Raw genomic sequence first — 22,805 nt, 5'->3', positions numbered from 1 at the left:
GCCAGGATTACAGTTTCTTGGCTTTCTCGATCGCTTCTTCGATGCCGCCGACCATGTAGAACGCTTGTTCTGGCAGGTGGTCGTAGTCACCGTTGAGGATGCCTTTGAAGCCAGCAATGGTGTCTTTCAGGGAAACGTATTTACCCGAGGCACCGGTGAAGACTTCAGCCACGAAGAACGGCTGCGACAAGAAACGCTGGATCTTACGAGCACGGTTTACCAACTGCTTGTCGGTTTCCGACAGCTCGTCCATACCCAGGATCGCAATGATGTCCTTCAGTTCCTTGTAACGCTGCAGCACGTACTGAACGCCGCGAGCGGTGTCGTAGTGCTCCTGGCCGATCACGTTCGGGTCCAGCTGGCGCGAAGTCGAGTCGAGTGGATCGACCGCCGGGTAGATACCCAGGGAAGCGATGTCACGGGACAGAACGACGGTGGCGTCCAAGTGGGCGAAGGTGGTGGCAGGCGACGGGTCGGTCAAGTCATCCGCAGGTACGTATACCGCCTGGATCGAGGTGATCGAACCTTCCTTGGTCGAAGTGATACGTTCCTGCAGAACGCCCATCTCTTCAGCCAGGGTCGGCTGGTAACCTACTGCCGAAGGCATACGGCCCAGCAGTGCGGATACTTCGGTACCGGCCAGGGTGTAACGATAGATGTTGTCGACGAACAGCAGAACGTCGTTACCTTCGTCACGGAACTTCTCAGCCATGGTCAGGCCAGTCAGTGCCACGCGCAGACGGTTACCCGGCGGCTCGTTCATCTGACCGTAAACCAGTGCCACTTTGTCCAGAACGTTGGAGTCCTTCATCTCGTGGTAGAAGTCGTTACCCTCACGAGTACGCTCACCCACACCGGCGAACACGGAATAACCGCTGTGCTCGATGGCGATGTTACGGATCAGTTCCATCATGTTTACGGTCTTGCCTACACCGGCACCACCGAACAGACCGACTTTACCGCCCTTGGCGAACGGGCAAACCAGGTCGATAACCTTGATGCCGGTTTCCAGCAGGTCGTTGCCGCCCGCTTGTTCGGCGAACGAAGGTGCTGGACGGTGAATGCCCCAGCGCTCTTCGGTGTCGATCGGGCCAGCTTCGTCGATTGGATTACCCAATACGTCCATAATCCGGCCCAGGGTCGCTTTACCGACCGGTACGGAGATGGCTGCGCCGGAGTCGATAACGTCCAGACCGCGCTTCAAGCCTTCGGTGGAACCCATCGCAATGGTACGAACCACGCCGTCGCCCAGCTGCTGCTGAACTTCCAGGGTGGTTTCCGCGCCTTGTACTTTCAGCGCGTTGTAGATGCTCGGTACGCTGTCGCGTGGGAATTCCACGTCGATAACGGCGCCGATGATTTGAACGATACGTCCGCTACTCATAGCTGGATCCTCTGAATATTTGAACCGTTAAACCGCGGCAGCGCCGCCGACGATTTCCGAGATCTCTTGGGTGATCGCAGCCTGACGCGCCTTGTTGTAGATCAGCTGCAAATCGCTGATCAGATCACCGGCGTTATCGGTAGCGTTTTTCATCGCGATCATCCGCGCCGCTTGTTCAGCTGCGTTGTTCTCGACCACCGCCTGGTACACCTGCGACTCCACGTAGCGCACCATCAAGCCGTCAAGCAGCTCTTTGGCGTCTGGTTCGTAGAGGTAGTCCCAGTGGTGCTTGAGTTCCTGATCCGGAGTCGCCACCAATGGAATCAATTGCTCCACGGTCGGCTGCTGGGTCATGGTGTTGATGAACTTGTTGGATACCACGGAGAGGCGGTCAATCCGGCCTTCCAGGTATGCATCGAGCATCACCTTCACACTGCCGATCAAATCGTTGATCGACGGTTCTTCACCCAGGTGGCTGATAGCTGCAACGACGTTACCGCCGAAGTTGCGGAAAAAGGCCGCACCCTTGCTACCCACCACACACAGATCAATCTCGACGCCGTTTTCGCGGTTTACCGCCATGTCCTTGACCAGGGCCTTGAACAGGTTGGTATTCAGACCACCGCACAAACCACGGTCACTGCTCACTACCACATAACCCACACGCTTAACGGCGCGGTCGATCATGAACGGGTGGCGGTATTCCGGGTTGGCGTTGGCCAGATGCCCAATTACCTGACGGATACGCTCCGCATAAGGACGGCTGGCAGCCATGCGCATTTGTGCCTTGCGCATTTTGCTCACCGCCACTTTTTCCATGGCGCTGGTAATCTTTTGCGTGCTTTTGATGCTCGCAATCTTACTGCGAATCTCTTTTGCGCCTGCCATGTAACACCTATCAGGTTAGCAAGCGGGAGCCTCGCGGCTCCCGCTGCGGCTTACCAGGTTTGGGTGGCCTTGAACTTCTCGATACCGGCTTTCATGCCAGCGTCGATATCGTCATTGAAGTCACCCTTCACGTTGATCTTCGCCATCAATTCGGCGTGATCGCGGTTGAAGTAAGCAATCAGCGCTTGTTCAAAGCTGCCGACCTTGGCGATTTCAACGTCGGTCAGGAACCCACGCTCAGCGGCATACAGCGACAACGCCATGTCAGCGATCGACATAGGGGCGTATTGCTTCTGCTTCATCAGCTCGGTAACGCGCTGACCATGCTCAAGTTGCTTGCGGGTCGCTTCGTCCAGGTCAGAAGCGAACTGGGCGAATGCCGCCAGTTCACGGTACTGAGCCAGAGCGGTACGGATACCACCGGAGAGCTTCTTGATGATCTTGGTCTGAGCGGCACCACCCACACGGGATACCGAAACACCGGCGTTCACTGCAGGACGGATCCCGGAGTTGAACATGGCCGATTCCAGGAAGATCTGACCGTCGGTGATGGAAATCACGTTGGTCGGAACGAACGCGGAAACGTCGCCAGCCTGGGTTTCGATGATCGGCAGTGCGGTCAGGGAACCGGTTTTGCCGGTCACTGCGCCGTTGGTGAACTTCTCTACGTATTCTTCGGAAACGCGCGATGCGCGCTCCAGCAGACGGGAGTGGAGATAGAACACGTCGCCTGGGTAAGCTTCACGGCCTGGTGGACGGCGCAGCAGCAGGGAAATCTGGCGGTAAGCCACTGCTTGCTTGGACAGATCGTCATAAACGATCAGCGCGTCTTCACCGCGGTCGCGGAAGAATTCACCCATGGTGCAACCGGAGTACGGTGCCAGGAATTGCAGCGCAGGAGATTCCGAAGCACTGGCAGCCACGATGATCGTGTTGGCCAGGGCGCCGTTTTCTTCCAGCTTGCGAACCACGTTGGCGATGGTCGATTGCTTCTGACCAATGGCGACGTAGACGCAGAAAATGCCGCTGTTCTTCTGGTTGATGATCGCGTCGATCGCCAGAGCGGTTTTACCGATCTGACGGTCACCGATGATCAGCTCACGCTGGCCACGGCCGACCGGGATCATGGCATCGACAGCCTTGTAGCCAGTCTGTACAGGCTGGTCTACCGACTTACGCCAGATCACGCCTGGAGCAACTTTCTCGACCGCGTCGGTCAAGGTGTTGCCCAGTGGACCTTTGCCATCAACAGGATTACCCAGTGCGTCGACTACGCGGCCCAGCAGTTCCTTACCAACCGGAACTTCCAGGATGCGGCCTGTGCACTTGGCGCTCATGCCTTCGGCCAGACTGGTGTAAGCGCCCAATACAACGGCACCTACGGAGTCTTGCTCCAGGTTGAGGGCCATACCGTAGACGCCGCCCGGAAACTCGATCATCTCGCCGTACATGACGTCGGCCAGACCGTGAATCCGCACGATGCCGTCAGATACGCTGACGACAGTGCCTTCGTTACGGGCTTGGGAGGTCACATCGAGCTTGTCGATGCGGCCCTTGATAATTTCACTTATTTCGGAAGGATTGAGTTGCTGCATTGCTCTGCTGCCCCTTCAAACTCAAGATTTCAATGCTTCGGCAAGGCTCGCGAGTTTGCCGCGAACCGAGCCATCGATAACCAGGTCGCCGGCGCGAATGACAATGCCCCCAATGAGGGACCTGTCTTCCGCAACTTGCAGGCGCACTTCCCGGTCGAGTCGTGCACTGAGAACCTTGGCGAGTTTGTCTTGCTGTTCTTGGTTCAATGCGAAAGCACTGGTGACTTCAACGTCTACCGATTTCTCTTGTTCGGCCTTGTACAGGTCGAACAGAGCGGCGATCTCCGGCAAAAGCGGGAGACGGTCGTTTTCGGCAACGACGTTGATGAAGTTCTGCACTTTCACATCAAACTTGTCGCCGCACACTTCAATAAAAGTGGCGGCCTTGTCTGCGCTCGTCAGGCGCGGGGCCTTGAGCACGCGCTGCATGGTGTCATCTTGCGACACTGCTGCAGCCAGGCCGAGCATGGCTGACCAAGAGGCCAGTTGCTGGTGGGCCTGGGCGTGCTCGAAGGCTGCCTTAGCGTAAGGTCGAGCCAACGTGGTCAGTTCTGCCATGATCGCCCTCGCTTAAATTTCAGCAGCCAGTTTGTTAACCAGCTCCGCGTGCGCGTTTTGATCGATTGTGGCACCGAGGATCTTCTCCGCACCGCCGACCGCCAGAGCACCCAGTTGGGCACGCAGCGCGTCTTTGACGCCGTTCAGTTCCTGTTCGATCTCGGCATGAGCCGAAGCCTTCACACGGTCAGCTTCGACGCGGGCTTTTTCAACAGCCTCTTCGACGATCTGGTTACCGCGCTTCTTGGCTTGCTCAATGATTTCAGCTGCCTGTGCTTTAGCTTCGCGCAGTTGATGACCCACTTTCTCTTGGGCCAGCTCCAGGTCGCGAGCTGCACGGCTGGCAGCGTCCAAACCATCCGCGATCTTCTTCTGACGTTCGTGCAAAGCCGCGATGACCGGAGGCCACACGAACTTCATGCAAAACACTACAAAAATGAAGAACGCAACGGATTGGCCAATCAGGGTTGCATTAATGTTCACGCCAACACCTCGCTCATTCGTTGTCCATCACTCCAATCACTCGAAAAGTCGAGTGATCAGCCAGCGAGTTGACCAACGAAGGGGTTCGCGAAGGTGAAGAACAGAGCGATACCAACGCCGATCATGGTCACGGCGTCGAGCAGGCCGGCAACGATGAACATCTTAACTTGCAGCATTGGAACCATTTCTGGCTGACGCGCTGCGCCTTCCAGGAATTTGCCGCCCAGCAGGCCGAAACCAATGGCAGTACCCAGGGCGCCCAGGCCGATCAACAGTGCAACAGCGATAGCGGTTAGACCAACTACAGTTTCCATCTTTCCTCCCGACTTTTACGTCGTATGGTTTAGGTTTTTTAGATTTTAAAGCGGTAAAACAAATCGTTTCATAGCCCGTGGGGGCCACCTTCCCGTTTTACCGGGAAGGACATCAGACTGGCCGAGGCTGGTCTTAATGGTTCTCTTCGTGCGCCATCGACAGGTAGACGATGGTCAGCATCATGAAGATAAAGGCCTGCAGGGTAATGATCAGGATGTGGAACACAGCCCACGCCCACTGCAGAACGACGCCCAGGCCGCTAAGCCAGAGCAGACCACTGCCGAACATCACAGCGATCAGAATGAACACCAACTCGCCGGCATACATGTTGCCGAACAGTCGCAGCGCCAGGGAAATCGGCTTGGCGATCAGGGTGACGAATTCCAGCAGGAAGTTCACCGGGATCAGCAGGGCTTGAACGAAGATATTCTTGCTGCCGAACGGGTGCAGGGTCAGCTCGCCGATGAAGCCGCCGATGCCCTTGACCTTGATGCTATAGAAAATGATCAACGCGAACACCGACAGGGCCATGCCCAGGGTAGCGTTCGGGTCTGTGGTGGAAACGGCACGGAATGGAATGTGCGCATCACCGGAGATCAGGATGGCCAACTGAGGAATCCAGTCGACCGGAATCAGGTCGATGGCGTTCATCAGGAAGACCCAGACGAAGATGGTCAGCGCCAGCGGTGCAATCACCGGGCTACGGCCATGGAAGCTGTCTTTCACGCTGCCATCGACGAACTGGACCAATACTTCAACGAAGTTCTGCAAGGCACCTGGCTGACCGGAAGTCGCCTTTTTTGCCGCCATGCGGAAAATCAGGACAAAGATCAGACCCAGTGCGACAGACCAGCCGAGCGTATCGACGTGGAAAGCCCAGAAACCCATCTCTTTGGCTTCTGCTGCGGTGTGGGCGAAGCCCCAGCCGCCGTTGGGAAGCTGACCGAAGGTCAGGTTCTGCAAGTGGTGCTGGATATAGCCCGAAGCGGTTGTTTCTGCCATGGTTGCCTCAAACGCCCTAAGGTTTCGAAAGTCTTGTTTTCATTAGCAGGGGAGCGAACCAGCTGACCAGTTGGGTCAACACGAAGACGCCGAATACAGCCAGCGGCGCCAATGGCTTCACACCTGCAAAGGTCAGTGCGAACAGCACTGCCGTCAAAATCAGTTTGCCCGCCTCGCCGGCATAAAATGACCGGACGATAGCCTGGGCTGCTCGGGCGCCGGAAAACCGAAAGGCCCTGTGAGCAAAATACATATTGGGCAGCAAGGCTATCAGGCCTCCGCAAAGTCCTGAATACCCGGCTACGACTCCATGCCCATACCAAAGCGCCAATGCGGCGATCAGCAGGATGACAAATTGAGCCAATAAAACCGGAAAAACGGCCAAGCGATGGAACGGCAACGTGTTTGGCGTGCGGGTTTCCATCACTCTTGCTCCTCAATGGTCGGCTGCCGCAAATCAATAACTTGGCATAATTTGTGCCGACAAAATGCGCGCAGAGTATAGGGGCGGTTCTGCCCCTATTCAACTGCCGGGTAGTGATTTCCGATCACACGCTACATGAGTAAATGTTTCAGCGAATGTGGGCAAGGACACCTTGAAGCTCATCGAGCGAGTTATATCCGATAACCAATTGCCCTTTGCCCTTCTTGCCGTGTCGAATTTGTACCGCAGAGCCCAGGCGCTCGGCCAGGCGCTGCTCGAGCCGGGCGATATCCGGGTCGGCCTTGGGTGTTTCGACCGCTGCCGGCTTGCCGCTGAGCCACTGGCGAACCAGGGCTTCGGTCTGGCGCACAGTAAGGCCTCGTGCGACAACGTGTCGCGCCCCTTCAACCTGTTGATTTTCCGGTAAACCGAGCAAGGCACGGGCGTGGCCCATTTCCAGGTCGCCGTGGGACAACATGGTTTTGATCACCTCCGGCAGCGCAATCAGGCGCAACAGGTTGGACACGGTCACCCGGGATTTACCCACGGCCTCGGCCACTTGCTGCTGGGTCAGCTGGAATTCCTGCTGTAAACGCTGCAAGGCGATCGCCTCTTCGATCGGATTGAGGTCTTCACGCTGGATGTTCTCGATCAATGCCATGGCGATAGCGGTTTCATCCGGCACATCGCGCACCATCGCCGGGATGGTGTCCTTGCCGGCCTGCTGGCTGGCACGCCAGCGACGTTCGCCGGCGATGATTTCAAAGCGGCCACCACCAATCGGGCGCACCACAATCGGCTGCATCACGCCCTGGGCTTTGATCGAGTTCGCCAGTTCTTCCAGCGCCTGTGGGTCCATGTCGCGCCGTGGCTGATATTTGCCACGCTGGATCAGGTCCAGGGGCAGGTGCTGCAGCTCACGCTCGTCGGCCTGCACCGCTTGTTCTTCAAGCGATGTGACGGTCGGACCACTCAGGAGTGCATCCAGTCCACGTCCGAGACCTCGTTTCTTGACGGCCATGGGGATTCCTTAAGTTGGCTGGGCAGCAGCGGTGCGTGAGTTGCGGCGTTGACGGCGGACCATCTCGCCGGCCAACGCCAGATAAGCGATGGCACCGCGCGATGATTTGTCGTACGCCAGCGCCGGCATGCCGTAGCTCGGGGCTTCGGCCAAACGGATGTTACGTGGGATCACGGTGTCGTACAGCTGCTCGCCAAAGTGTTCCTTGAGCTGGGCAGACACATCGTTCATCAGGCTCAGGCGCGGGTCGAACATGGTGCGAAGCAACCCTTCGATCTGAAGGTTCGGATTGAGCAGCTCAGCGATGCGCTTGATGTTATCCACAAGGTCGCTCAACCCTTCCAGCGCGTAGTACTCGCACTGCATGGGGATGATTACCCCGTCAGCTGCCACCAGCGCGTTGAGCGTTAGCATCGACAGCGACGGTGGGCAGTCGATCAGAATGTAATCGTAATTCTCACGAATCGGCGCCAGGGCGCTGCGCAGACGGCTTTCCTTCATCTGCATTTCCAGCAGCACCACCTCCGCCGCTGTTAAATCGCGGTTGGCCGGCAGCAGTTGATAACCGCCATGCTCGGAATAGTGCATGGCCTGGGTCAGGTCGCACTCGCCGATCAGCAAGTCGTAGACCGAGTTTTCCAGGCCGTGTTTATCCACACCGCTACCCATGGTGGCGTTGCCCTGTGGATCGAGATCGATCAACAGCACGCGGCGCTTGGTCGCGACCAGCGATGCTGCGAGGTTGATGCAGGTGGTGGTCTTGCCCACGCCACCCTTCTGGTTCGCTATCGCGAATACCTTAGCCATTCTTGCTTGTGTTCCCAATCATGCCGTGCGGCGCAGTATCAGCAGATGGCGTTGGCCTTGGCAACCGGGTACGGCCAAGGCGTGTTCGCTATCGAGGTGGAAGTCCGCCGGCAATGCTAACAGCTCATCGCTTGGATGGACGCCCTTCATTGCCAGCCAGCGCGTATCGACGTCGCCCAGATGGCGGGTCCAGTTGCTGAAGTTCTCCATGCTGCTGAACGCCCGGGAAACAATTCCGTTGAATGGCTGTTCAGGCGTGAAGGCTTCGACGCGGCTGTGGATAACCTGGAGGTTGTCCAACTTGAGTTCGAGTTTGACCTGAGTGAGGAAGCGGGTCTTCTTGCCGTTGCTGTCCAGGCAGGTGACCTGCGACTCGGGAAACAGGATGGCCAGCGGAATGCCGGGCATGCCGCCGCCACTGCCTACGTCGAGCCAGCGTCCGTTTTCGATGAATGGCATCACGCTCAGACTGTCGAGCAAATGACGCGACACCATCTCGTCGGGATCACGTACCGCTGTGAGGTTGTACGCCTTGTTCCATTTGATCAACAGGGCCAGGTAGCCCAGCAGCAAGTCGTGCTGGGCCTGGGTCAGGTCAACGCCCAACTGGCGTGCACCTGTGGATAACTCTTCGGCGTGTTGCGAGGTGACCAACGAACTCAAGCGCTTTGCTCCAACTGACGGCCCGCGCCGCGTTTTTTCAAATGAATCATCAACAGCGAAATGGCTGCCGGAGTGACACCAGGAATGCGTGACGCCTGCCCCAGGGTTTCCGGCCGAGTTATCCCCAACTTGCCCTGAATTTCCTTGGACAGCCCGGAAATCCCGGTGTAGTCGATATCCACAGGCAGTTTGGTGTTCTCACTGGCGCGCAGGCGAGCGATTTCGTCCTGCTGGCGATCGATGTAGCCGGCGTACTTGGTCTTGATCTCGACCTGCTCGGCGACCTGCGGGTCTTCTGCGCCCTGGCCGGTCACTTCGACCAAGCCTGCGTAGTCGATTTCCGGACGCGACAGCAGGTTGAGCAAGTTGTACTCATGGGTCAGCGGCGTGCCGAATTTTTCGGCAATCGCATCGCCCTGCTCGGTGCCCGGGCGAACCCAGGTGCTTTTCAAACGTTGTTCTTCGAGCGCAATGCTTTCGCGTTTTTTGCAGAACGCGGCCCAACGCGCATCATCGACCAAGCCCAGCTCGCGGCCTTTTTCAGTCAGGCGCAGGTCTGCATTGTCTTCACGCAGGATCAGACGGTATTCAGCCCGGGAGGTGAACATCCGGTACGGTTCCTGAGTGCCCAAGGTAATCAGGTCGTCAACCAGCACACCGATATACGCCTCATCGCGACGCGGGCACCAGCTGTCTTTGCCCTGCGCACGCAGTGCCGCGTTGGTCCCGGCCAGCAAACCCTGGGCGCCGGCTTCTTCGTAACCGGTGGTGCCGTTGATTTGCCCAGCGAAAAACAGACCGCCAATGACTTTGGTTTCCAAGCTGTATTTCAGGTCACGCGGGTCGAAGTAGTCGTACTCGATGGCGTAGCCCGGGCGCACGATGTGTGCGTTTTCCATGCCGCGAATCGACTGCACGATCTGGATTTGCACGTCGAACGGCAGGGAGGTGGAAATCCCGTTCGGGTACAGCTCGTGGGTGGTCAAGCCTTCGGGCTCGATGAAGACCTGGTGGCTTTCCTTGTCGGCAAAGCGGTGGATCTTGTCTTCGATCGACGGGCAATACCGCGGGCCGATGCCTTCGATCACGCCGGAGTACATCGGCGAGCGATCCAGGTTGGCCGCGATTATTTCGTGGGTGCGCGCATTGGTGTGAGTGATCCAGCAGCTCACCTGTTTCGGGTGCTGCGCCTTGGAACCCATGAACGACATCACCGGGATCGGGGTATCACCGGCCTGCTCTGTCATCACCGAAAAATCCACGGAACGCCCGTCGATACGCGGCGGGGTCCCGGTTTTCAGGCGACCGACGCGCAGCGGCAATTCACGCAGACGTTTAGCCAGGGCAATCGAGGGCGGATCACCCGCGCGCCCACCGGAATAGTTCTGCATGCCGATGTGGATAAGTCCGCCAAGGAACGTGCCGGTGGTCAGTACCACCGATTCTGCGAAGAAACGCAGACCCATTTGGGTAACAACGCCTTTCACCACGTCCTGTTCGACGATCAGATCATCGGCCGCCTGTTGAAATATCCACAGGTTCGGCTGGTTTTCTAGGGTTTCACGTACTGCCGCCTTGTACAGGATGCGGTCAGCCTGCGCCCGGGTGGCACGCACCGCCGGGCCCTTGCGGCTGTTGAGCACGCGAAATTGAATACCACCCTTGTCGGTAGCCATGGCCATGACGCCGCCAAGGGCATCGATTTCCTTGACCAGATGGCTTTTGCCGATGCCGCCAATGGCGGGGTTGCAACTCATGGCACCGAGGGTTTCCACGTTGTGCGTGAGCAGCAGGGTTTTAACGCCCATGCGTGCTGACGCCAGTGCTGCCTCGGTACCGGCATGACCGCCGCCGATGACGATCACTTCAAAACGGGAAGGGAAATCCACCACGCACCTCGTGCCTGCTTATGTAGGTAATCAGGAATTGTTGGTTAAAAGAGTTTTCGAGCTTGGCGGCAAGTATAGGGACTTAGCCTTCCCTAAAGAACCCTTTGCACAAAATTTAACCAGCTGTGGATGAATCACGGACAATAGAAATTAAAAGAGAGAAATTTATTAAATCTTTGTTTTTATGTTTATTTCTACTGAGCCTGTTTTCTGTGGATAGATCGCTACAGACCTCTATTTACAATGTGTACAGCGATTCAAAAGTCTGTGGTCATGTGCCAATGAGGCCCTTGGATAACTGCGCTAAGCCTGTGGATTAAACAGTTGGTTATCCACAGAGGAGTTTGTCATCAGCTTTTGAGCCCTGTTATCAACTGGGCACAGGGCCGGTTATTCACAGGGCTTAATCCACAGAAATGCACCTCGAAGCGCAAATAGCGCCCACGAAAATGCCGTGCTCATCGATAAAAAATTCAGATTTTGATAGGGCGTGCTCTGAAACGAGCGAAGCAGACAGGCGCGAATGGCCTGTCTGGAATCGGTGGACGGTTTATTTACCGATGCAAAAGCTGGAGAAGATCCGTCCGAGTAAGTCATCTGAGCTGAAGGCGCCGGTGATCTCACCCAACAGCTGCTGCGCTTGACGCAAGTCCTCCGCCAACAGCTCACCGGCGCCTGCCAGAGTCAGCTGTGCCCGGCCGTGCTCCAACGCCGCGCTGGCATGGCGCAGCGCCTCCAGATGCCTGCGGCGCGCGCTGAAGCTGCTTTCCGAGGTCTGTTCGTAGCCCATGCAGGCTTTGAGGTGATCACGCAGCAGTTCCAGGCCAGCACCCGATGACTTTGCACTCAAGCTTATGGTGACGCGGCCATCCGCGCTGGTCTCCATTGCAATGGCTTCGCCCGTGAGATCCGCCTTGTTCCGGATCAAGGTGACCTTGGCCGGGTCCGGCCGTTGCTCGAGGAATTCGGGCCACAAGGCAAAAGGATCCACAGCCTCCGGTGCGGTGGCATCCACGACCAGCAACACGCGGTCCGCTTCGCCGATCGCCTTGAGCGCCCGTTCCACACCGATCTTTTCCACCTGGTCGTCGGTGTCGCGCAGCCCGGCAGTATCCACCACATGCAATGGCATCCCATCGATGTGGATATGTTCGCGCAGGATATCCCGCGTAGTACCGGCAATCTCGGTGACGATGGCAGCTTCACGCCCTGCGAGTGCATTGAGCAGGCTCGACTTACCGGCATTGGGACGCCCGGCAATAACCACCGTCATGCCGTCGCGCAGCAAGGCGCCCTGCCCGGCTTCGCGCAATACTGTGGATAACTCGTCACGCACTTTATCCAGCATCGCCAGAACGTGGCCGTCGGCAAGGAAGTCGATTTCTTCTTCAGGAAAATCAATCGCTGCCTCAACGTAGATACGCAGGCTGATCAGTTGCTCGGTCAAGTTATGCACACGCAGGGAGAAAGCGCCCTGCAGCGAGCGCAAGGCGTTCCGCGCAGCTTGTGCGGAACTGGCCTCTATCAGGTCGGCAATCGCTTCAGCCTGGGCCAGGTCAAGCTTGTCATTGAGAAATGCACGTTCGCTGAACTCGCCCGGGCGAGCCAGACGGCAACCCAGCTGCAGGCAACGTTGCAGCAGCATATCCAGTACCACCGGACCGCCGTGTCCTTGCAGCTCCAGGACATCTTCACCAGTGAATGAGTTGGGCCCCGGGAAGTAGAGCGCCAGGCCTTCATCGAGGACGCTTTTGTCAGCGTCAAGAAACGGACCGTAATGGGCATAGCGCGGTTTCAGCTCGCGGCCACTGATTAGCTGCGCCGCCCTGCCGGCAAGCGGCCCGGAAATTCGAACGATACCGACACCGCCTCGACCTTGAGCGGTCGCAACGGCAGCGATGGTTTCACGAGGAGCGCTCATCAGCAGGTTCCAGGATAAAAATGACGGAAAGCAAAACGCCCCACTAGGGGGCGTCTTGAGTGGTTACCCACAGAGTAAATTACGCTTCGGCTTTTTTGGTAGCCGCTTCGATTTTACGTGTGATGTACCACTGTTGAGAGATCGACAACACGTTGTTGACCACCCAGTACAGCACCAGACCAGCCGGGAACCACAGGAAGAAGAAGGTGAAGATGATTGGCATCATTTTCATGACCTTGGCCTGCATCGGGTCCGGCGGTGTCGGGTTCAAGCGCTGCTGGATGAACATGGTCGCGCCCATGATGATCGGCAGGATAAAGAACGGGTCTTTGATCGACAGGTCGGTTATCCACAGTATGAACGGCGCCTGACGCATTTCGACGCTTTCCAGGAGCACCCAATACAGCGACAGGAATACTGGCATCTGCACAAGAATCGGCAAGCATCCACCCAGCGGGTTGATCTTCTCTTTCTTGTACAGCTCCATCATGGCCTGCGACATTTTCTGCCGGTCATCACCATGTTGCTCTTTCAGAGCAGCCAGCTTCGGCGCCACGGCACGCATGCGCGCCATCGACTTGTAGCTGGCGGCCGACAGAGGGAAGAAGATCCCTTTGATCAGCATGGTCAGGAAGATGATCGAGAAGCCCCAGTTACCCACAATGCTGTGGATATGTTGCAGCAGCCAGAAAATCGGCTGAGCAATGAACCACAGGATGCCGTAGTCCACCGTCAGTTCCAGCCCTGGGGACAACTCTTTGAGCACAGCCTGGCTTTTCGGACCGGCGTACAGGGTAGCGCTGGTTTCAGCCTTGGCACCTGGCGCCACGGTCAACGCCGGGCCGGTAAAGCCGATGATGTAATTGCCCTGACTGTCCTTGCGCGTCTGAACCAGGTTGGCTTCAGCCTTGTTCGGGATCCAGGCGGTCACAAAGTAGTGTTGCAGCCAGGCTACCCAGCCACCCTGGACGTTTTCTTTCAGCGCGCCCTTGTCGATATCTTTCATCGACACTTTTTTGTACGGCTCACCACTTGTCCACAGGGCTGCGCCCAGGTATGTCGCGGTGCCGGTGGCGGTGCTGGAAGAAGGATCGGAGCTGCCATCACGCTTGAGCTGGGCAAACAGGTTGCCGGTCCACGGTTTGGCACTTTCGTTGTCGATCAGGTAAGTGACCTTCAAGTCATACAGACCGCGGGTAAAGCTGAAGCGCTTGATGTAGTTGACGCCGTCGAGGCTGAATTTCAGATCGACATTCAACTGATTCTGGCCCTCGGCCAGTTGATAACTCTTCTGTTCGGTCGAATAAACCGGACGACCGGTAGCACGTGCATCCGGACCGTTGGTACCGGTCAGGCCGCTTTGTGCCAGATAGGTACGTTCACCACCGTTATCGAACAGTTGGAACGGCACTTCCGGATGGTCTTGGCGACGTGGATACAGCGGCAGTTTCAACTGCGCGATATCACCACCTTGTGGGTCGATAGCCAGGTCGAGCACATCCGTTTTCACGTGGATGAGGTCTTTGTTGGTGACCACTGGCGTTTCTAGAGGTGCGGCGGTCTCGCCATTCGCGCTGGGAACATCGGCACTCGCGGACGCATTGTTACCCAGCGGGGTGTCCGGAATAGCCGGCGCAGCCTGATTGGTAGCAACATTCTGAGTCGGCAGGGCAGCCTGGCCATAGTCCTGGTTCCACTTAAGGACCATGACGTAGGACACGATTGCCAGGGCGACGATCAGGATCGTGCGTTTAATATCCATGATTACTCGGCCATCGAAGAAGAACGGGAGGTAGGGATAGGTGGAACCGGGTCATAACCACCGGCATTCCACGGATGACAGCGACCTAAACGACGAAAGGTCAGCCAGCCACCGCGCAGAAGACCATGATTTTCTATGGCCTCTAACGCGTAGCAGGAACAACTGGGGTAGAAACGACAGTGGCTGGCCATCAGAGGACTAATGGCATAGCGGTAAAACTGGATCGGAACGATGGCCAGTTTACGCATCAAGGCTGTCTACCCCTACAGTTTCGACGACTGCTGGTGCTGGTTTGTGGGTACGCGCCAGACGCTTCCATAGCTTGCCGAAATGCTGAATCAATTCGGGGTTTTCTACATCCCCCAAGCCTTTGCGCGCGACGATAACAATATCCCAACCAACCAGAGTGTCCTGGTGGAGGCGAAACGATTCGCGCATCAGACGCTTGAGGCGATTGCGCTCAACGGAGAGCTTTACGCTCTTCTTGCCGATCACCAACCCGAGACGGGGATGATCAAGATCGTTGTTACGCGCAAGGAGCAGGAGATTTTTCCCCGGAACCTTGCCGGTGGGGGAGTCAAAGACTGCCTTGAAGTGCCGGGGGGTAAGCAGACGCTTTTCCCGACTGAAGTCCTGACTCACCACCAGTACCGGATTATCAAACTGCCAGACGCGCACGACCTTTGGCGCGACGACGCGACAGGACAGCACGGCCGTTCTTGGTAGCCATGCGAGCACGGAAGCCGTGAGTGCGGGCGCGTTTGATGGTGCTTGGTTGGAAAGTACGTTTCATGGCGTTGTTACCTGGTTCGTCCACAACGGGCCGGAATGGCCCCCGTTTTAAGAGACCGGCGATTCTAGAGAAAGCAAGGCTCTAGGTCAATTTCCAACCAGCTTTTCCTTTAATTAGATCTCGTCAGCCCGTTTGGGCTTTTCTGTGTGAGCGCCGTCGACGGGCAGTGGCATAGATATAAAAATAAAGAAGGAAGTTATTTAAAGCTTTTCTGTAAAGCTTATAAAAGCTAGACAGGCACTTGTCTGTGGATAAGTGCCCTAAAGCCATATTTCACCTGATGTACAGAGGATGACAACTACAGGGGAAAACGGTGTCCTTCCTGTGCTGCACTGTCGGATAAGCTGTGCGTGGAAAGCGCTTTTATCCACAGGCCAGTTACCCACAGACTTTCGCCCCCACTTGTACAACGGGCTCAGGGGCGCTTATCCACAGAGCTTATGCACAGACCATCTGTCGTCTTTTTTACCGATAAGGCGTTGATTTTGGGTTGTCTGTGAGCAACCTACATGTGGATAAGTGGGCGGCTGGCCGCTACAATGGCGGCTGTTTTTGCCTCACCGGCTTTCAACTTAGGGGATATCCGTGTCAGTGGAACTTTGGCAGCAGTGCGTAGAGCTTTTGCGCGAAGAGCTGCCTGCCCAGCAATTCAACACCTGGATCCGTCCACTACAGGTCGAAGCCGAAGGCGACGAGTTGCGTGTCTATGCGCCTAATCGTTTTGTTCTCGACTGGGTCAACGAAAAGTACCTGGGCCGCGTACTCGAGCTGCTCGACGAACACGGCAACGGTATCGCGCCCGTGCTCTCTTTATTAATAGGCAGCAAACGCAGCTCCGTAGCGCGTGCTGCACCGAATGCTCCGCTTGCGGCGAGCGCCTCGCAGGCTCAGGCTGCGGCCGCTCCTGTTAATAACTCCCAGGCACCGGTTGCTCAGACGTCGTCAAAACCCGCGTCGCAGAAAAATGCGCCTGTAAATGAAGAGCCGTCTCGTGACAGCTTCGACCCAATGGCCGGCGCCGCGTCCCAGCAAGCCCCGGTACGCGCCGAACAGCGCACCGTGCAGGTCGAAGGTGCGCTCAAGCACACCAGTTACCTCAACCGTACCTTTACCTTCGAGAACTTCGTCGAAGGCAAGTCCAACCAACTGGCCCGCGCGGCCGCCTGGCAGGTCGCGGATAATCCCAAGCACGGCTACAACCCGCTCTTCCTGTATGGCGGCGTTGGCTTGGGTAAGACCCACTTGATGCATGCAGTGGGCAATCACCTGTTAAAGAAGAACCCGAATGCCAAGGTTGTGTACCTGCACTCGGAGCGCTTCGTGGCCGATATGGTCAAGGCCCTGCAGCTCAACGCAATCAACGAGTTCAAGCGTTTCTATCGCTCCGTTGACGCGTTGCTGATCGATGACATTCAATTTTTCGCGCGCAAGGAACGTTCACAGGAAGAGTTTTTCCACACCTTTAACGCCCTGCTCGAAGGCGGCCAGCAGGTTATCCTGACCAGCGACCGTTATCCGAAAGAGATCGAAGGTCTGGAAGAACGCTTGAAGTCGCGTTTCGGCTGGGGCCTGACCGTTGCGGTTGAGCCGCCGGAATTGGAAACCCGCGTGGCGATCCTGATGAAAAAGGCCGACCAGGCCAAAGTCGATCTGCCCCACGACGCGGCGTTCTTCATTGCCCAACGTATTCGCTCCAACGTGCGTGAGCTCGAAGGCGCGCTTAAGCGAGTCATTGCGCACTCGCACTTCATGGGCCGCGACATCACCATTGAGTTGATCCGCGAATCCCTGAAAGACTTGCTAGCACTGCAGGACAAACTGGTGAGTGTGGATAACATCCAGCGCACCGTGGCCGAATACTACAAGATCAAGATTTCCGACCTGCTGTCCAAGCGACGTTCGCGTTCTGTGGCGCGCCCGCGTCAGGTGGCCATGGCCCTCTCCAAGGAGTTGACCAACCACAGCCTCCCGGAAATTGGTGATGTGTTTGGCGGTCGCGACCACACGACCGTCCTGCACGCCTGCCGAAAGATCAATGAACTTAAGGAATCCGACGCGGATATTCGCGAGGACTACAAGAACCTGCTGCGCACGCTCACAACGTGATGTCACCAGCGCAGCTTATTAAGGCAAGGGACTAGACCATGCATTTCACCATTCAACGCGAAGCCCTGTTGAAACCCCTGCAACTGGTCGCAGGCGTCGTCGAGCGCCGACAGACCTTGCCGGTGCTCTCCAATGTATTGCTGGTGGTCGAAGGCCAGCAACTGTCCCTGACGGGTACTGACCTGGAAGTCGAGCTGGTGGGACGCGTGCAGCTTGAAGAGCCTGCCGAACCTGGCGAGATCACCGTGCCCGCACGCAAGCTGATGGACATCTGCAAAAGCCTGCCGAACGATGCACTGATCGACATCAAGGTTGATGAGCAGAAGCTGGTGGTGAAAGCGGGTCGCAGCCGCTTCACCCTGTCGACGTTGCCAGCCAATGACTTCCCCACCGTGGAAGAAGGCCCGGGTTCGCTGACGTGCAGTCTGGAGCAGAGCAAACTGCGCCGCTTGATTGAACGCACCAGCTTCGCTATGGCTCAGCAGGATGTGCGTTACTACCTCAACGGCATGCTCCTGGAAGTCTCGGAAGGCATCATCCGCGCCGTGGCCACCGACGGCCACCGTCTGGCAATGTGCTCGATGCGTGCCGATATCGGTCAGCCCGATCGCCACCAGGTGATCGTGCCGCGTAAAGGTATCCTGGAGCTGGCGCGCCTGCTGACTGAGCCGGACGGCAACGTCAGCATCGTCCTCGGTCAGCACCACATCCGCGCCACCACCGGCGAGTTCACCTTTACCTCCAAGCTGGTCGACGGCAAGTTCCCCGACTATGAGCGTGTACTGCCTAAGGGCGGTGACAAGCTGGTGCTCGGTGACCGTCAGGCCTTGCGTGAAGCATTCAGCCGCACAGCGATTCTGTCGAACGAGAAGTACCGCGGTATCCGTCTGCAATTGGCCAACGGTCAATTGAAGATCCAGGCCAACAACCCTGAGCAGGAAGAAGCGGAAGAAGAAGTGGGCGTAGATTACAACGGCGGTTCGCTCGAGATCGGTTTCAACGTGAGCTACCTGCTGGACGTGCTGGGTGTGATGACCACCGAACAGGTTCGCCTGATTCTTTCTGACTCCAACAGCAGCGCCCTGGTGCAAGAATCCGATAACGACGACTCGGCTTACGTTGTTATGCCGATGCGTCTGTAATCATGCTCAGCGCAAGCTAGATGTCCCTCAGTCGCGTCTCGGTCACCGCGGTGCGCAATCTGCACCCGGTGACCTTCTCCCCCTCCCCCCGCATCAATATCCTCCATGGCGCCAACGGCAGTGGCAAAACCAGCGTGCTGGAAGCCATTCACTTGCTGGGGCTTGCTCGATCCTTTCGCAGTGCTCGCCTGCTGCCGGTGATCCAATACGAGCAATTGGCGTGCACCGTATTTGGCCAGGTTGAATTGGCGGAAGGTGGACATAGCGCCTTGGGGATCTCCCGTGATCGCGGCGGCGACTTTCAGATTCGTATCGATGGACAGAATGCACGCAGTGCCGCGCAACTTGCGGAAATTCTGCCATTGCAATTGATCAACCCCGACAGCTTCCGCTTATTGGAAGGTGCACCAAAAATACGGCGACAATTCCTCGACTGGGGAGTGTTCCACGTGGAACCACGGTTTATGGCTACGTGGCAGCGCCTGCAGAAGGTCCTGCGGCAGCGGAACTCATGGCTGCGGCATGGTACACTTGACGCCGCTTCGCAAGCGGCCTGGGACCGGGAACTGTGCCTCGCCAGCGACGAAATCGATGAATACCGCCGCGCCTATATCAAAGCCTTGAAACCAGTCTTTGAGCAAACCTTGAGTGAGTTGCTGGACCTCGAAGGGCTGACGCTGAGCTACTACCGTGGTTGGGACAAAGAGCGCGAGCTGAGTGCAGTGCTCGCAACCTCCCTGCAACGTGATCAGCAAATTGGCCATACCCAGGCCGGCCCGCAACGCGCTGATTTGCGCCTTAGATTAGGCGCACATAATGCCGCAGATATCCTGTCGCGGGGTCAGCAGAAGTTGGTGGTGTGCGCACTGCGTATCGCTCAGGGGCACTTGGTCAGCCAAGCCCGACGCGGGCAGTGTATTTATCTGGTGGATGACTTGCCGTCCGAACTCGACGAGCAACACCGCCGCGCGCTATGCCGCTTGTTGGAAGACTTACGCTGCCAGGTGTTTATCACCTGTGTAGACCACGAATTATTGAGGGAAGGCTGGCAGACGGAAACGCCAGTCGCTTTGTTCCACGTGGAACAAGGCCGTATCACCCAGACCCACGACCATCGGGAGTGAAGGCATGAGCGAAGAAAGAACGTACGACTCGACCAGCATTAAAGTGCTGAAAGGTTTGGATGCCGTACGCAAACGTCCCGGTATGTACATTGGCGACACCGATGATGGCAGCGGTTTGCACCACATGGTGTTCGAGGTGGTCGACAACTCCATCGACGAAGCTCTGGCCGGTCACTGCGACGACATCAGCATCATCATCCACCCGGACGAATCCATCACCGTGCGTGACAACGGTCGCGGCATTCCGGTCGATGTTCACAAAGAAGAAGGCGTATCGGCAGCTGAAGTCATCATGACTGTGCTGCACGCCGGCGGTAAGTTCGACGACAACTCCTACAAGGTTTCAGGCGGTTTGCACGGTGTGGGTGTATCGGTCGTTAACGCCCTGTCCGAAGAACTGATCCTGACTGTTCGCCGTGCCGGCAAGATCTGGGAGCAGACCTACGTCCATGGTGTTCCTCAAGAACCGATGAAAATCGTTGGCGACAGTGAAACCACGGGCACGCAGATCCACTTCAAGCCGTCTGATGAAACCTTCAAAAATATCCATTTCAGCTGGGACATCCTTGCCAAGCGGATTCGTGAACTGTCTTTCCTGAACTCCGGTGTAGGTATCGTCCTCAAGGACGAGCGCAGCGGCAAGGAAGAGCTGTTCAAGTACGAAGGCGGCTTGCGTGCATTCGTTGAATACCTGAACACCAACAAGACTGCGGTCAACCAGGTGTTTCACTTCAACATTCAACGTGAAGACGGCATCGGCGTTGAAATCGCCCTGCAGTGGAACGACAGCTTCAACGAGAACCTGTTGTGCTTTACCAATAACATTCCACAGCGCGATGGCGGTACTCACCTCGTGGGTTTCCGTTCCGCACTCACGCGTAACCTCAACAACTATATCGAAGCTGAAGGTTTGGCCAAGAAGCACAAAGTTGCCACCACCGGTGACGACGCGCGCGAAGGCCTGACCGCAATTATCTCGGTAAAAGTGCCGGACCCGAAGTTCAGCTCCCAAACCAAAGACAAGCTGGTGTCTTCCGAAGTGAAGACCGCCGTGGAACAGGAGATGGGCAAGTACTTCTCCGACTTCCTGCTGGAAAATCCGAACGAAGCCAAGCTGGTTGTCGGCAAAATGATCGACGCTGCGCGTGCTCGTGAAGCGGCGCGTAAAGCCCGTGAGATGACCCGTCGCAAAGGCGCGCTGGATATCGCCGGTCTTCCCGGCAAACTGGCGGACTGCCAGGAGAAGGACCCTGCCCTCTCCGAGCTGTATCTGGTGGAAGGTGACTCTGCTGGCGGTTCCGCCAAGCAGGGTCGTAACCGTCGTACCCAGGCCATCCTTCCGTTGAAGGGCAAGATCCTCAACGTTGAGAAGGCGCGCTTCGACAAGATGATTTCCTCGCAGGAAGTCGGCACCCTGATCACGGCGTTGGGTTGTGGTATCGGTCGCGACGAATACAACATCGACAAGCTGCGCTATCACAACATCATCATCATGACCGATGCCGACGTCGACGGTTCGCACATCCGTACCCTGTTGCTGACCTTCTTCTTCCGTCAGTTGCCTGAGCTGATCGAGCGCGGCTACATCTACATCGCTCAGCCGCCGCTGTACAAGGTCAAGAAGGGCAAGCAAGAGCAATACATCAAAGACGACGACGCCATGGAAGAGTACATGACGCAGTCGGCCCTGGAAGACGCGAGCTTGCACCTGAACGACGAAGCACCGGGCATCTCGGGCGAGTCGTTGGAGCGCCTGGTTAACGACTTCCGCATGGTGATGAAGACGCTCAAGCGCTTGTCGCGCCTGTACCCTCAGGAGCTTACCGAGCACTTCATCTACCTGCCATCGATCAGCCTTGAACAGCTGGGTGACCACGCGCACATGCAGGCGTGGTTGGCACAGTACGAAGTTCGTCTGCGCTCCGTCGAAAAGTCTGGCCTCGTGTACAAAGCCAGCTTGCGTGAAGACCGTGAACGTAACGTCTGGCTGCCGGAGGTGGAACTGATCTCCCACGGCCTGTCGAACTACGTCACCTTCAACCGCGACTTCTTCGGCAGTAATGACTACAAAACCGTAGTCACCCTGGGCGCGCAACTGAGCACCCTGCTGGACGATGGTGCGTACATTCAACGCGGCGAACGCAAGAAAGCGGTCAAGGAGTTCAAGGAAGCCCTGGACTGGTTGATGACTGAAAGCACCAAGCGTCACACCATCCAGCGCTATAAAGGTCTGGGCGAGATGAACCCTGACCAATTGTGGGAAACCACCATGGACCCGGCTCAGCGTCGCATGTTGCGCGTGACCATCGAAGACGCCATTGGCGCGGATCAGATCTTCAACACCCTGATGGGTGATGCGGTCGAGCCTCGTCGTGACTTCATCGAGAGCAATGCACTGGCGGTTTCTAACCTGGACTTCTGATCAGGCTGTCGACGGGCAAGTTAATTGTCATGTTCGGGCAGGTTATTGTCATGACAAAAAGCTTCACTACCCCGGCTTAGCGCCGGGGTTTTTCTTTCTGGCTGGGAGCTTTAGGGATGGCTGGGCGGTATTTGTTGAGTGCATCTTGTAGCGAAGCTACAAGGATTGTTCGGAGAATCTCGTGTTTATGAGGGCAAAAAACTGGGACATTCAAGGGGTATCTGATACGAGGTAATTCATGGCAATCGAAACAGCATCGCCCATCAACCCCTAAAATCACCGCTGATGGGCGGCCTATGGAGACACGCTTGCGGATTCATAAAAAAAACCGAATGCTGACACCCCACCCACCCACCCACCCACCCACTGTAGGTGGGCAATGTAGTGGTCTAATGAAACCGGACACCCATTTAGGCGAGAATGCTCGCCAGATCGAGGTGTCAGATGACCAAACAACGCCGCTCCTTTACTCCTGAATTCAAACGCGAGGCTGCCGACCTCGTGCT

21 protein-coding genes are annotated in these 22,805 nt (G+C 56.9%); 4 read left to right on the top strand and 17 right to left on the bottom strand.

What is annotated here, in order from left to right; translation table 11 throughout:
- Positions 1 to 7: 7 nt before the first annotated feature.
- The 17 genes from atpD to rpmH all read right to left on the bottom strand — a co-directional run bounded on the left by atpD (position 8) and on the right by rpmH (position 15,505).
- Entirely contained in the window at positions 8 to 1,384 is a 1,377-nt protein-coding gene (gene atpD, locus TU75_RS11235; RefSeq protein WP_003233564.1) for a F0F1 ATP synthase subunit beta, read from the bottom strand.
- A 27-nt stretch (positions 1,385 to 1,411) separates the two neighbouring features.
- Entirely contained in the window at positions 1,412 to 2,272 is an 861-nt protein-coding gene (gene atpG / locus TU75_RS11230; protein ID WP_003233565.1) for a F0F1 ATP synthase subunit gamma, read from the bottom strand.
- 50 nt (positions 2,273 to 2,322) lie between these two features.
- The gene (atpA, locus tag TU75_RS11225; protein WP_003233567.1) at positions 2,323 to 3,867 is read right to left on the bottom strand and encodes a F0F1 ATP synthase subunit alpha; all 1,545 of its coding nucleotides are present in this window, start codon (positions 3,865 to 3,867) and stop codon (positions 2,323 to 2,325) included.
- A 21-nt stretch (positions 3,868 to 3,888) separates the two neighbouring features.
- On the bottom strand, positions 3,889 to 4,425 hold the full coding sequence (locus TU75_RS11220) for a F0F1 ATP synthase subunit delta (protein ID WP_003233569.1): 537 nt from the start codon (positions 4,423 to 4,425) through the stop codon (positions 3,889 to 3,891).
- Positions 4,426 to 4,437: 12 nt separating this feature from the next.
- Positions 4,438 to 4,908: a F0F1 ATP synthase subunit B gene (locus TU75_RS11215; RefSeq protein WP_003177066.1), complete on the bottom strand. Its 471-nt coding sequence runs from the start codon at positions 4,906 to 4,908 to the stop codon at positions 4,438 to 4,440.
- 56 nt (positions 4,909 to 4,964) lie between these two features.
- Entirely contained in the window at positions 4,965 to 5,222 is a 258-nt protein-coding gene (gene atpE, locus TU75_RS11210; RefSeq protein ID WP_002555987.1) for a F0F1 ATP synthase subunit C, read from the bottom strand.
- Positions 5,223 to 5,355: 133 nt separating this feature from the next.
- Positions 5,356 to 6,225, bottom strand: coding sequence for a F0F1 ATP synthase subunit A (gene atpB / locus TU75_RS11205; RefSeq protein ID WP_015373362.1), 870 nt, complete (start codon positions 6,223 to 6,225; stop codon positions 5,356 to 5,358).
- Positions 6,226 to 6,241: 16 nt separating this feature from the next.
- Complete coding sequence (locus TU75_RS11200) at positions 6,242 to 6,649, bottom strand: F0F1 ATP synthase subunit I (protein WP_003177069.1); 408 nt, start codon at positions 6,647 to 6,649, stop codon at positions 6,242 to 6,244.
- 148 nt (positions 6,650 to 6,797) lie between these two features.
- Entirely contained in the window at positions 6,798 to 7,670 is an 873-nt protein-coding gene (locus TU75_RS11195; protein WP_003233574.1) for a ParB/RepB/Spo0J family partition protein, read from the bottom strand.
- A 9-nt stretch (positions 7,671 to 7,679) separates the two neighbouring features.
- Complete coding sequence (locus TU75_RS11190) at positions 7,680 to 8,477, bottom strand: ParA family protein (RefSeq protein ID WP_015373363.1); 798 nt, start codon at positions 8,475 to 8,477, stop codon at positions 7,680 to 7,682.
- 18 nt (positions 8,478 to 8,495) lie between these two features.
- On the bottom strand, positions 8,496 to 9,140 hold the full coding sequence (gene rsmG, locus TU75_RS11185) for a 16S rRNA (guanine(527)-N(7))-methyltransferase RsmG (RefSeq protein WP_015373364.1): 645 nt from the start codon (positions 9,138 to 9,140) through the stop codon (positions 8,496 to 8,498).
- Positions 9,137 to 11,029 carry a tRNA uridine-5-carboxymethylaminomethyl(34) synthesis enzyme MnmG gene (mnmG, locus tag TU75_RS11180; protein ID WP_003233580.1) on the bottom strand — a complete coding sequence of 631 codons (1,893 nt, stop codon included), beginning with the start codon at positions 11,027 to 11,029 and terminating at the stop codon, positions 9,137 to 9,139. Before mnmG ends, rsmG begins: the two co-directional genes overlap by 4 nt.
- A 550-nt stretch (positions 11,030 to 11,579) precedes the next feature.
- The gene (gene mnmE / locus TU75_RS11175; RefSeq protein WP_060548968.1) at positions 11,580 to 12,950 is read right to left on the bottom strand and encodes a tRNA uridine-5-carboxymethylaminomethyl(34) synthesis GTPase MnmE; all 1,371 of its coding nucleotides are present in this window, start codon (positions 12,948 to 12,950) and stop codon (positions 11,580 to 11,582) included.
- 79 nt (positions 12,951 to 13,029) lie between these two features.
- Complete coding sequence (gene yidC / locus TU75_RS11170) at positions 13,030 to 14,712, bottom strand: membrane protein insertase YidC (RefSeq protein WP_060548967.1); 1,683 nt, start codon at positions 14,710 to 14,712, stop codon at positions 13,030 to 13,032.
- Between the two features lie 2 nt (positions 14,713 to 14,714).
- A complete protein-coding gene (yidD, locus tag TU75_RS26455; RefSeq protein WP_003233592.1) occupies positions 14,715 to 14,960 on the bottom strand; it encodes a membrane protein insertion efficiency factor YidD in 246 nt (81 codons plus the stop codon).
- A complete protein-coding gene (gene rnpA / locus TU75_RS26450) occupies positions 14,953 to 15,354 on the bottom strand; it encodes a ribonuclease P protein component (RefSeq protein ID WP_197675632.1) in 402 nt (133 codons plus the stop codon). The genes yidD and rnpA overlap by 8 nt, the downstream gene beginning before the upstream one ends.
- A gap of 16 nt (positions 15,355 to 15,370) precedes the next feature.
- Entirely contained in the window at positions 15,371 to 15,505 is a 135-nt protein-coding gene (rpmH, locus tag TU75_RS26445; RefSeq protein ID WP_003213577.1) for a 50S ribosomal protein L34, read from the bottom strand.
- Positions 15,506 to 16,090: 585 nt separating this feature from the next.
- Here rpmH and dnaA point away from each other — a divergent pair.
- The 4 genes from dnaA to gyrB are packed head-to-tail and all read left to right on the top strand — an operon-like array spanning position 16,091 to position 22,299.
- Complete coding sequence (gene dnaA, locus TU75_RS11160) at positions 16,091 to 17,611, top strand: chromosomal replication initiator protein DnaA (protein WP_003233596.1); 1,521 nt, start codon at positions 16,091 to 16,093, stop codon at positions 17,609 to 17,611.
- A gap of 38 nt (positions 17,612 to 17,649) precedes the next feature.
- Entirely contained in the window at positions 17,650 to 18,753 is a 1,104-nt protein-coding gene (gene dnaN / locus TU75_RS11155) for a DNA polymerase III subunit beta (protein ID WP_003233598.1), read from the top strand.
- Positions 18,754 to 18,773: 20 nt separating this feature from the next.
- The gene (gene recF / locus TU75_RS11150) at positions 18,774 to 19,877 is read left to right on the top strand and encodes a DNA replication/repair protein RecF (RefSeq protein ID WP_060548966.1); all 1,104 of its coding nucleotides are present in this window, start codon (positions 18,774 to 18,776) and stop codon (positions 19,875 to 19,877) included.
- 4 nt (positions 19,878 to 19,881) lie between these two features.
- Positions 19,882 to 22,299, top strand: coding sequence for a DNA topoisomerase (ATP-hydrolyzing) subunit B (gene gyrB, locus TU75_RS11145; protein ID WP_060548965.1), 2,418 nt, complete (start codon positions 19,882 to 19,884; stop codon positions 22,297 to 22,299).
- Positions 22,300 to 22,805 lie beyond the last annotated feature (506 nt).

This window comes from Pseudomonas poae (assembly GCF_001439785.1).
Lineage (GTDB): Bacteria > Pseudomonadota > Gammaproteobacteria > Pseudomonadales > Pseudomonadaceae > Aquipseudomonas > Aquipseudomonas poae.
Note: the sequence above shows the minus strand (reverse complement) of the source record. Positions and strands in the feature narration are given on the sequence as shown.

Bases quoted from the DNA above. Each gene is read 5' to 3' on its own strand.
- atpD (WP_003233564.1), bottom strand. From the start codon at position 1,384: ATGAGTAGCGGACGTATCGTTCAAATCATCGGCGCCGTTATCGACGTG.
- atpG (WP_003233565.1), bottom strand. From the start codon at position 2,272: ATGGCAGGCGCAAAAGAGATTCGCAGTAAGATTGCGAGCATCAAAAGC.
- atpA (WP_003233567.1), bottom strand. From the start codon at position 3,867: ATGCAGCAACTCAATCCTTCCGAAATAAGTGAAATTATCAAGGGCCGC.
- TU75_RS11220 (WP_003233569.1), bottom strand. From the start codon at position 4,425: ATGGCAGAACTGACCACGTTGGCTCGACCTTACGCTAAGGCAGCCTTC.
- atpE (WP_002555987.1), bottom strand. From the start codon at position 5,222: ATGGAAACTGTAGTTGGTCTAACCGCTATCGCTGTTGCACTGTTGATC.
- atpB (WP_015373362.1), bottom strand. From the start codon at position 6,225: ATGGCAGAAACAACCGCTTCGGGCTATATCCAGCACCACTTGCAGAAC.
- TU75_RS11200 (WP_003177069.1), bottom strand. From the start codon at position 6,649: ATGGAAACCCGCACGCCAAACACGTTGCCGTTCCATCGCTTGGCCGTT.
- TU75_RS11195 (WP_003233574.1), bottom strand. From the start codon at position 7,670: ATGGCCGTCAAGAAACGAGGTCTCGGACGTGGACTGGATGCACTCCTG.
- TU75_RS11190 (WP_015373363.1), bottom strand. From the start codon at position 8,477: ATGGCTAAGGTATTCGCGATAGCGAACCAGAAGGGTGGCGTGGGCAAG.
- mnmE (WP_060548968.1), bottom strand. From the start codon at position 12,950: ATGAGCGCTCCTCGTGAAACCATCGCTGCCGTTGCGACCGCTCAAGGT.
- yidC (WP_060548967.1), bottom strand. From the start codon at position 14,712: ATGGATATTAAACGCACGATCCTGATCGTCGCCCTGGCAATCGTGTCC.
- yidD (WP_003233592.1), bottom strand. From the start codon at position 14,960: ATGCGTAAACTGGCCATCGTTCCGATCCAGTTTTACCGCTATGCCATT.
- rpmH (WP_003213577.1), bottom strand. From the start codon at position 15,505: ATGAAACGTACTTTCCAACCAAGCACCATCAAACGCGCCCGCACTCAC.
- dnaN (WP_003233598.1), top strand. From the start codon at position 17,650: ATGCATTTCACCATTCAACGCGAAGCCCTGTTGAAACCCCTGCAACTG.
- recF (WP_060548966.1), top strand. From the start codon at position 18,774: ATGTCCCTCAGTCGCGTCTCGGTCACCGCGGTGCGCAATCTGCACCCG.
- gyrB (WP_060548965.1), top strand. From the start codon at position 19,882: ATGAGCGAAGAAAGAACGTACGACTCGACCAGCATTAAAGTGCTGAAA.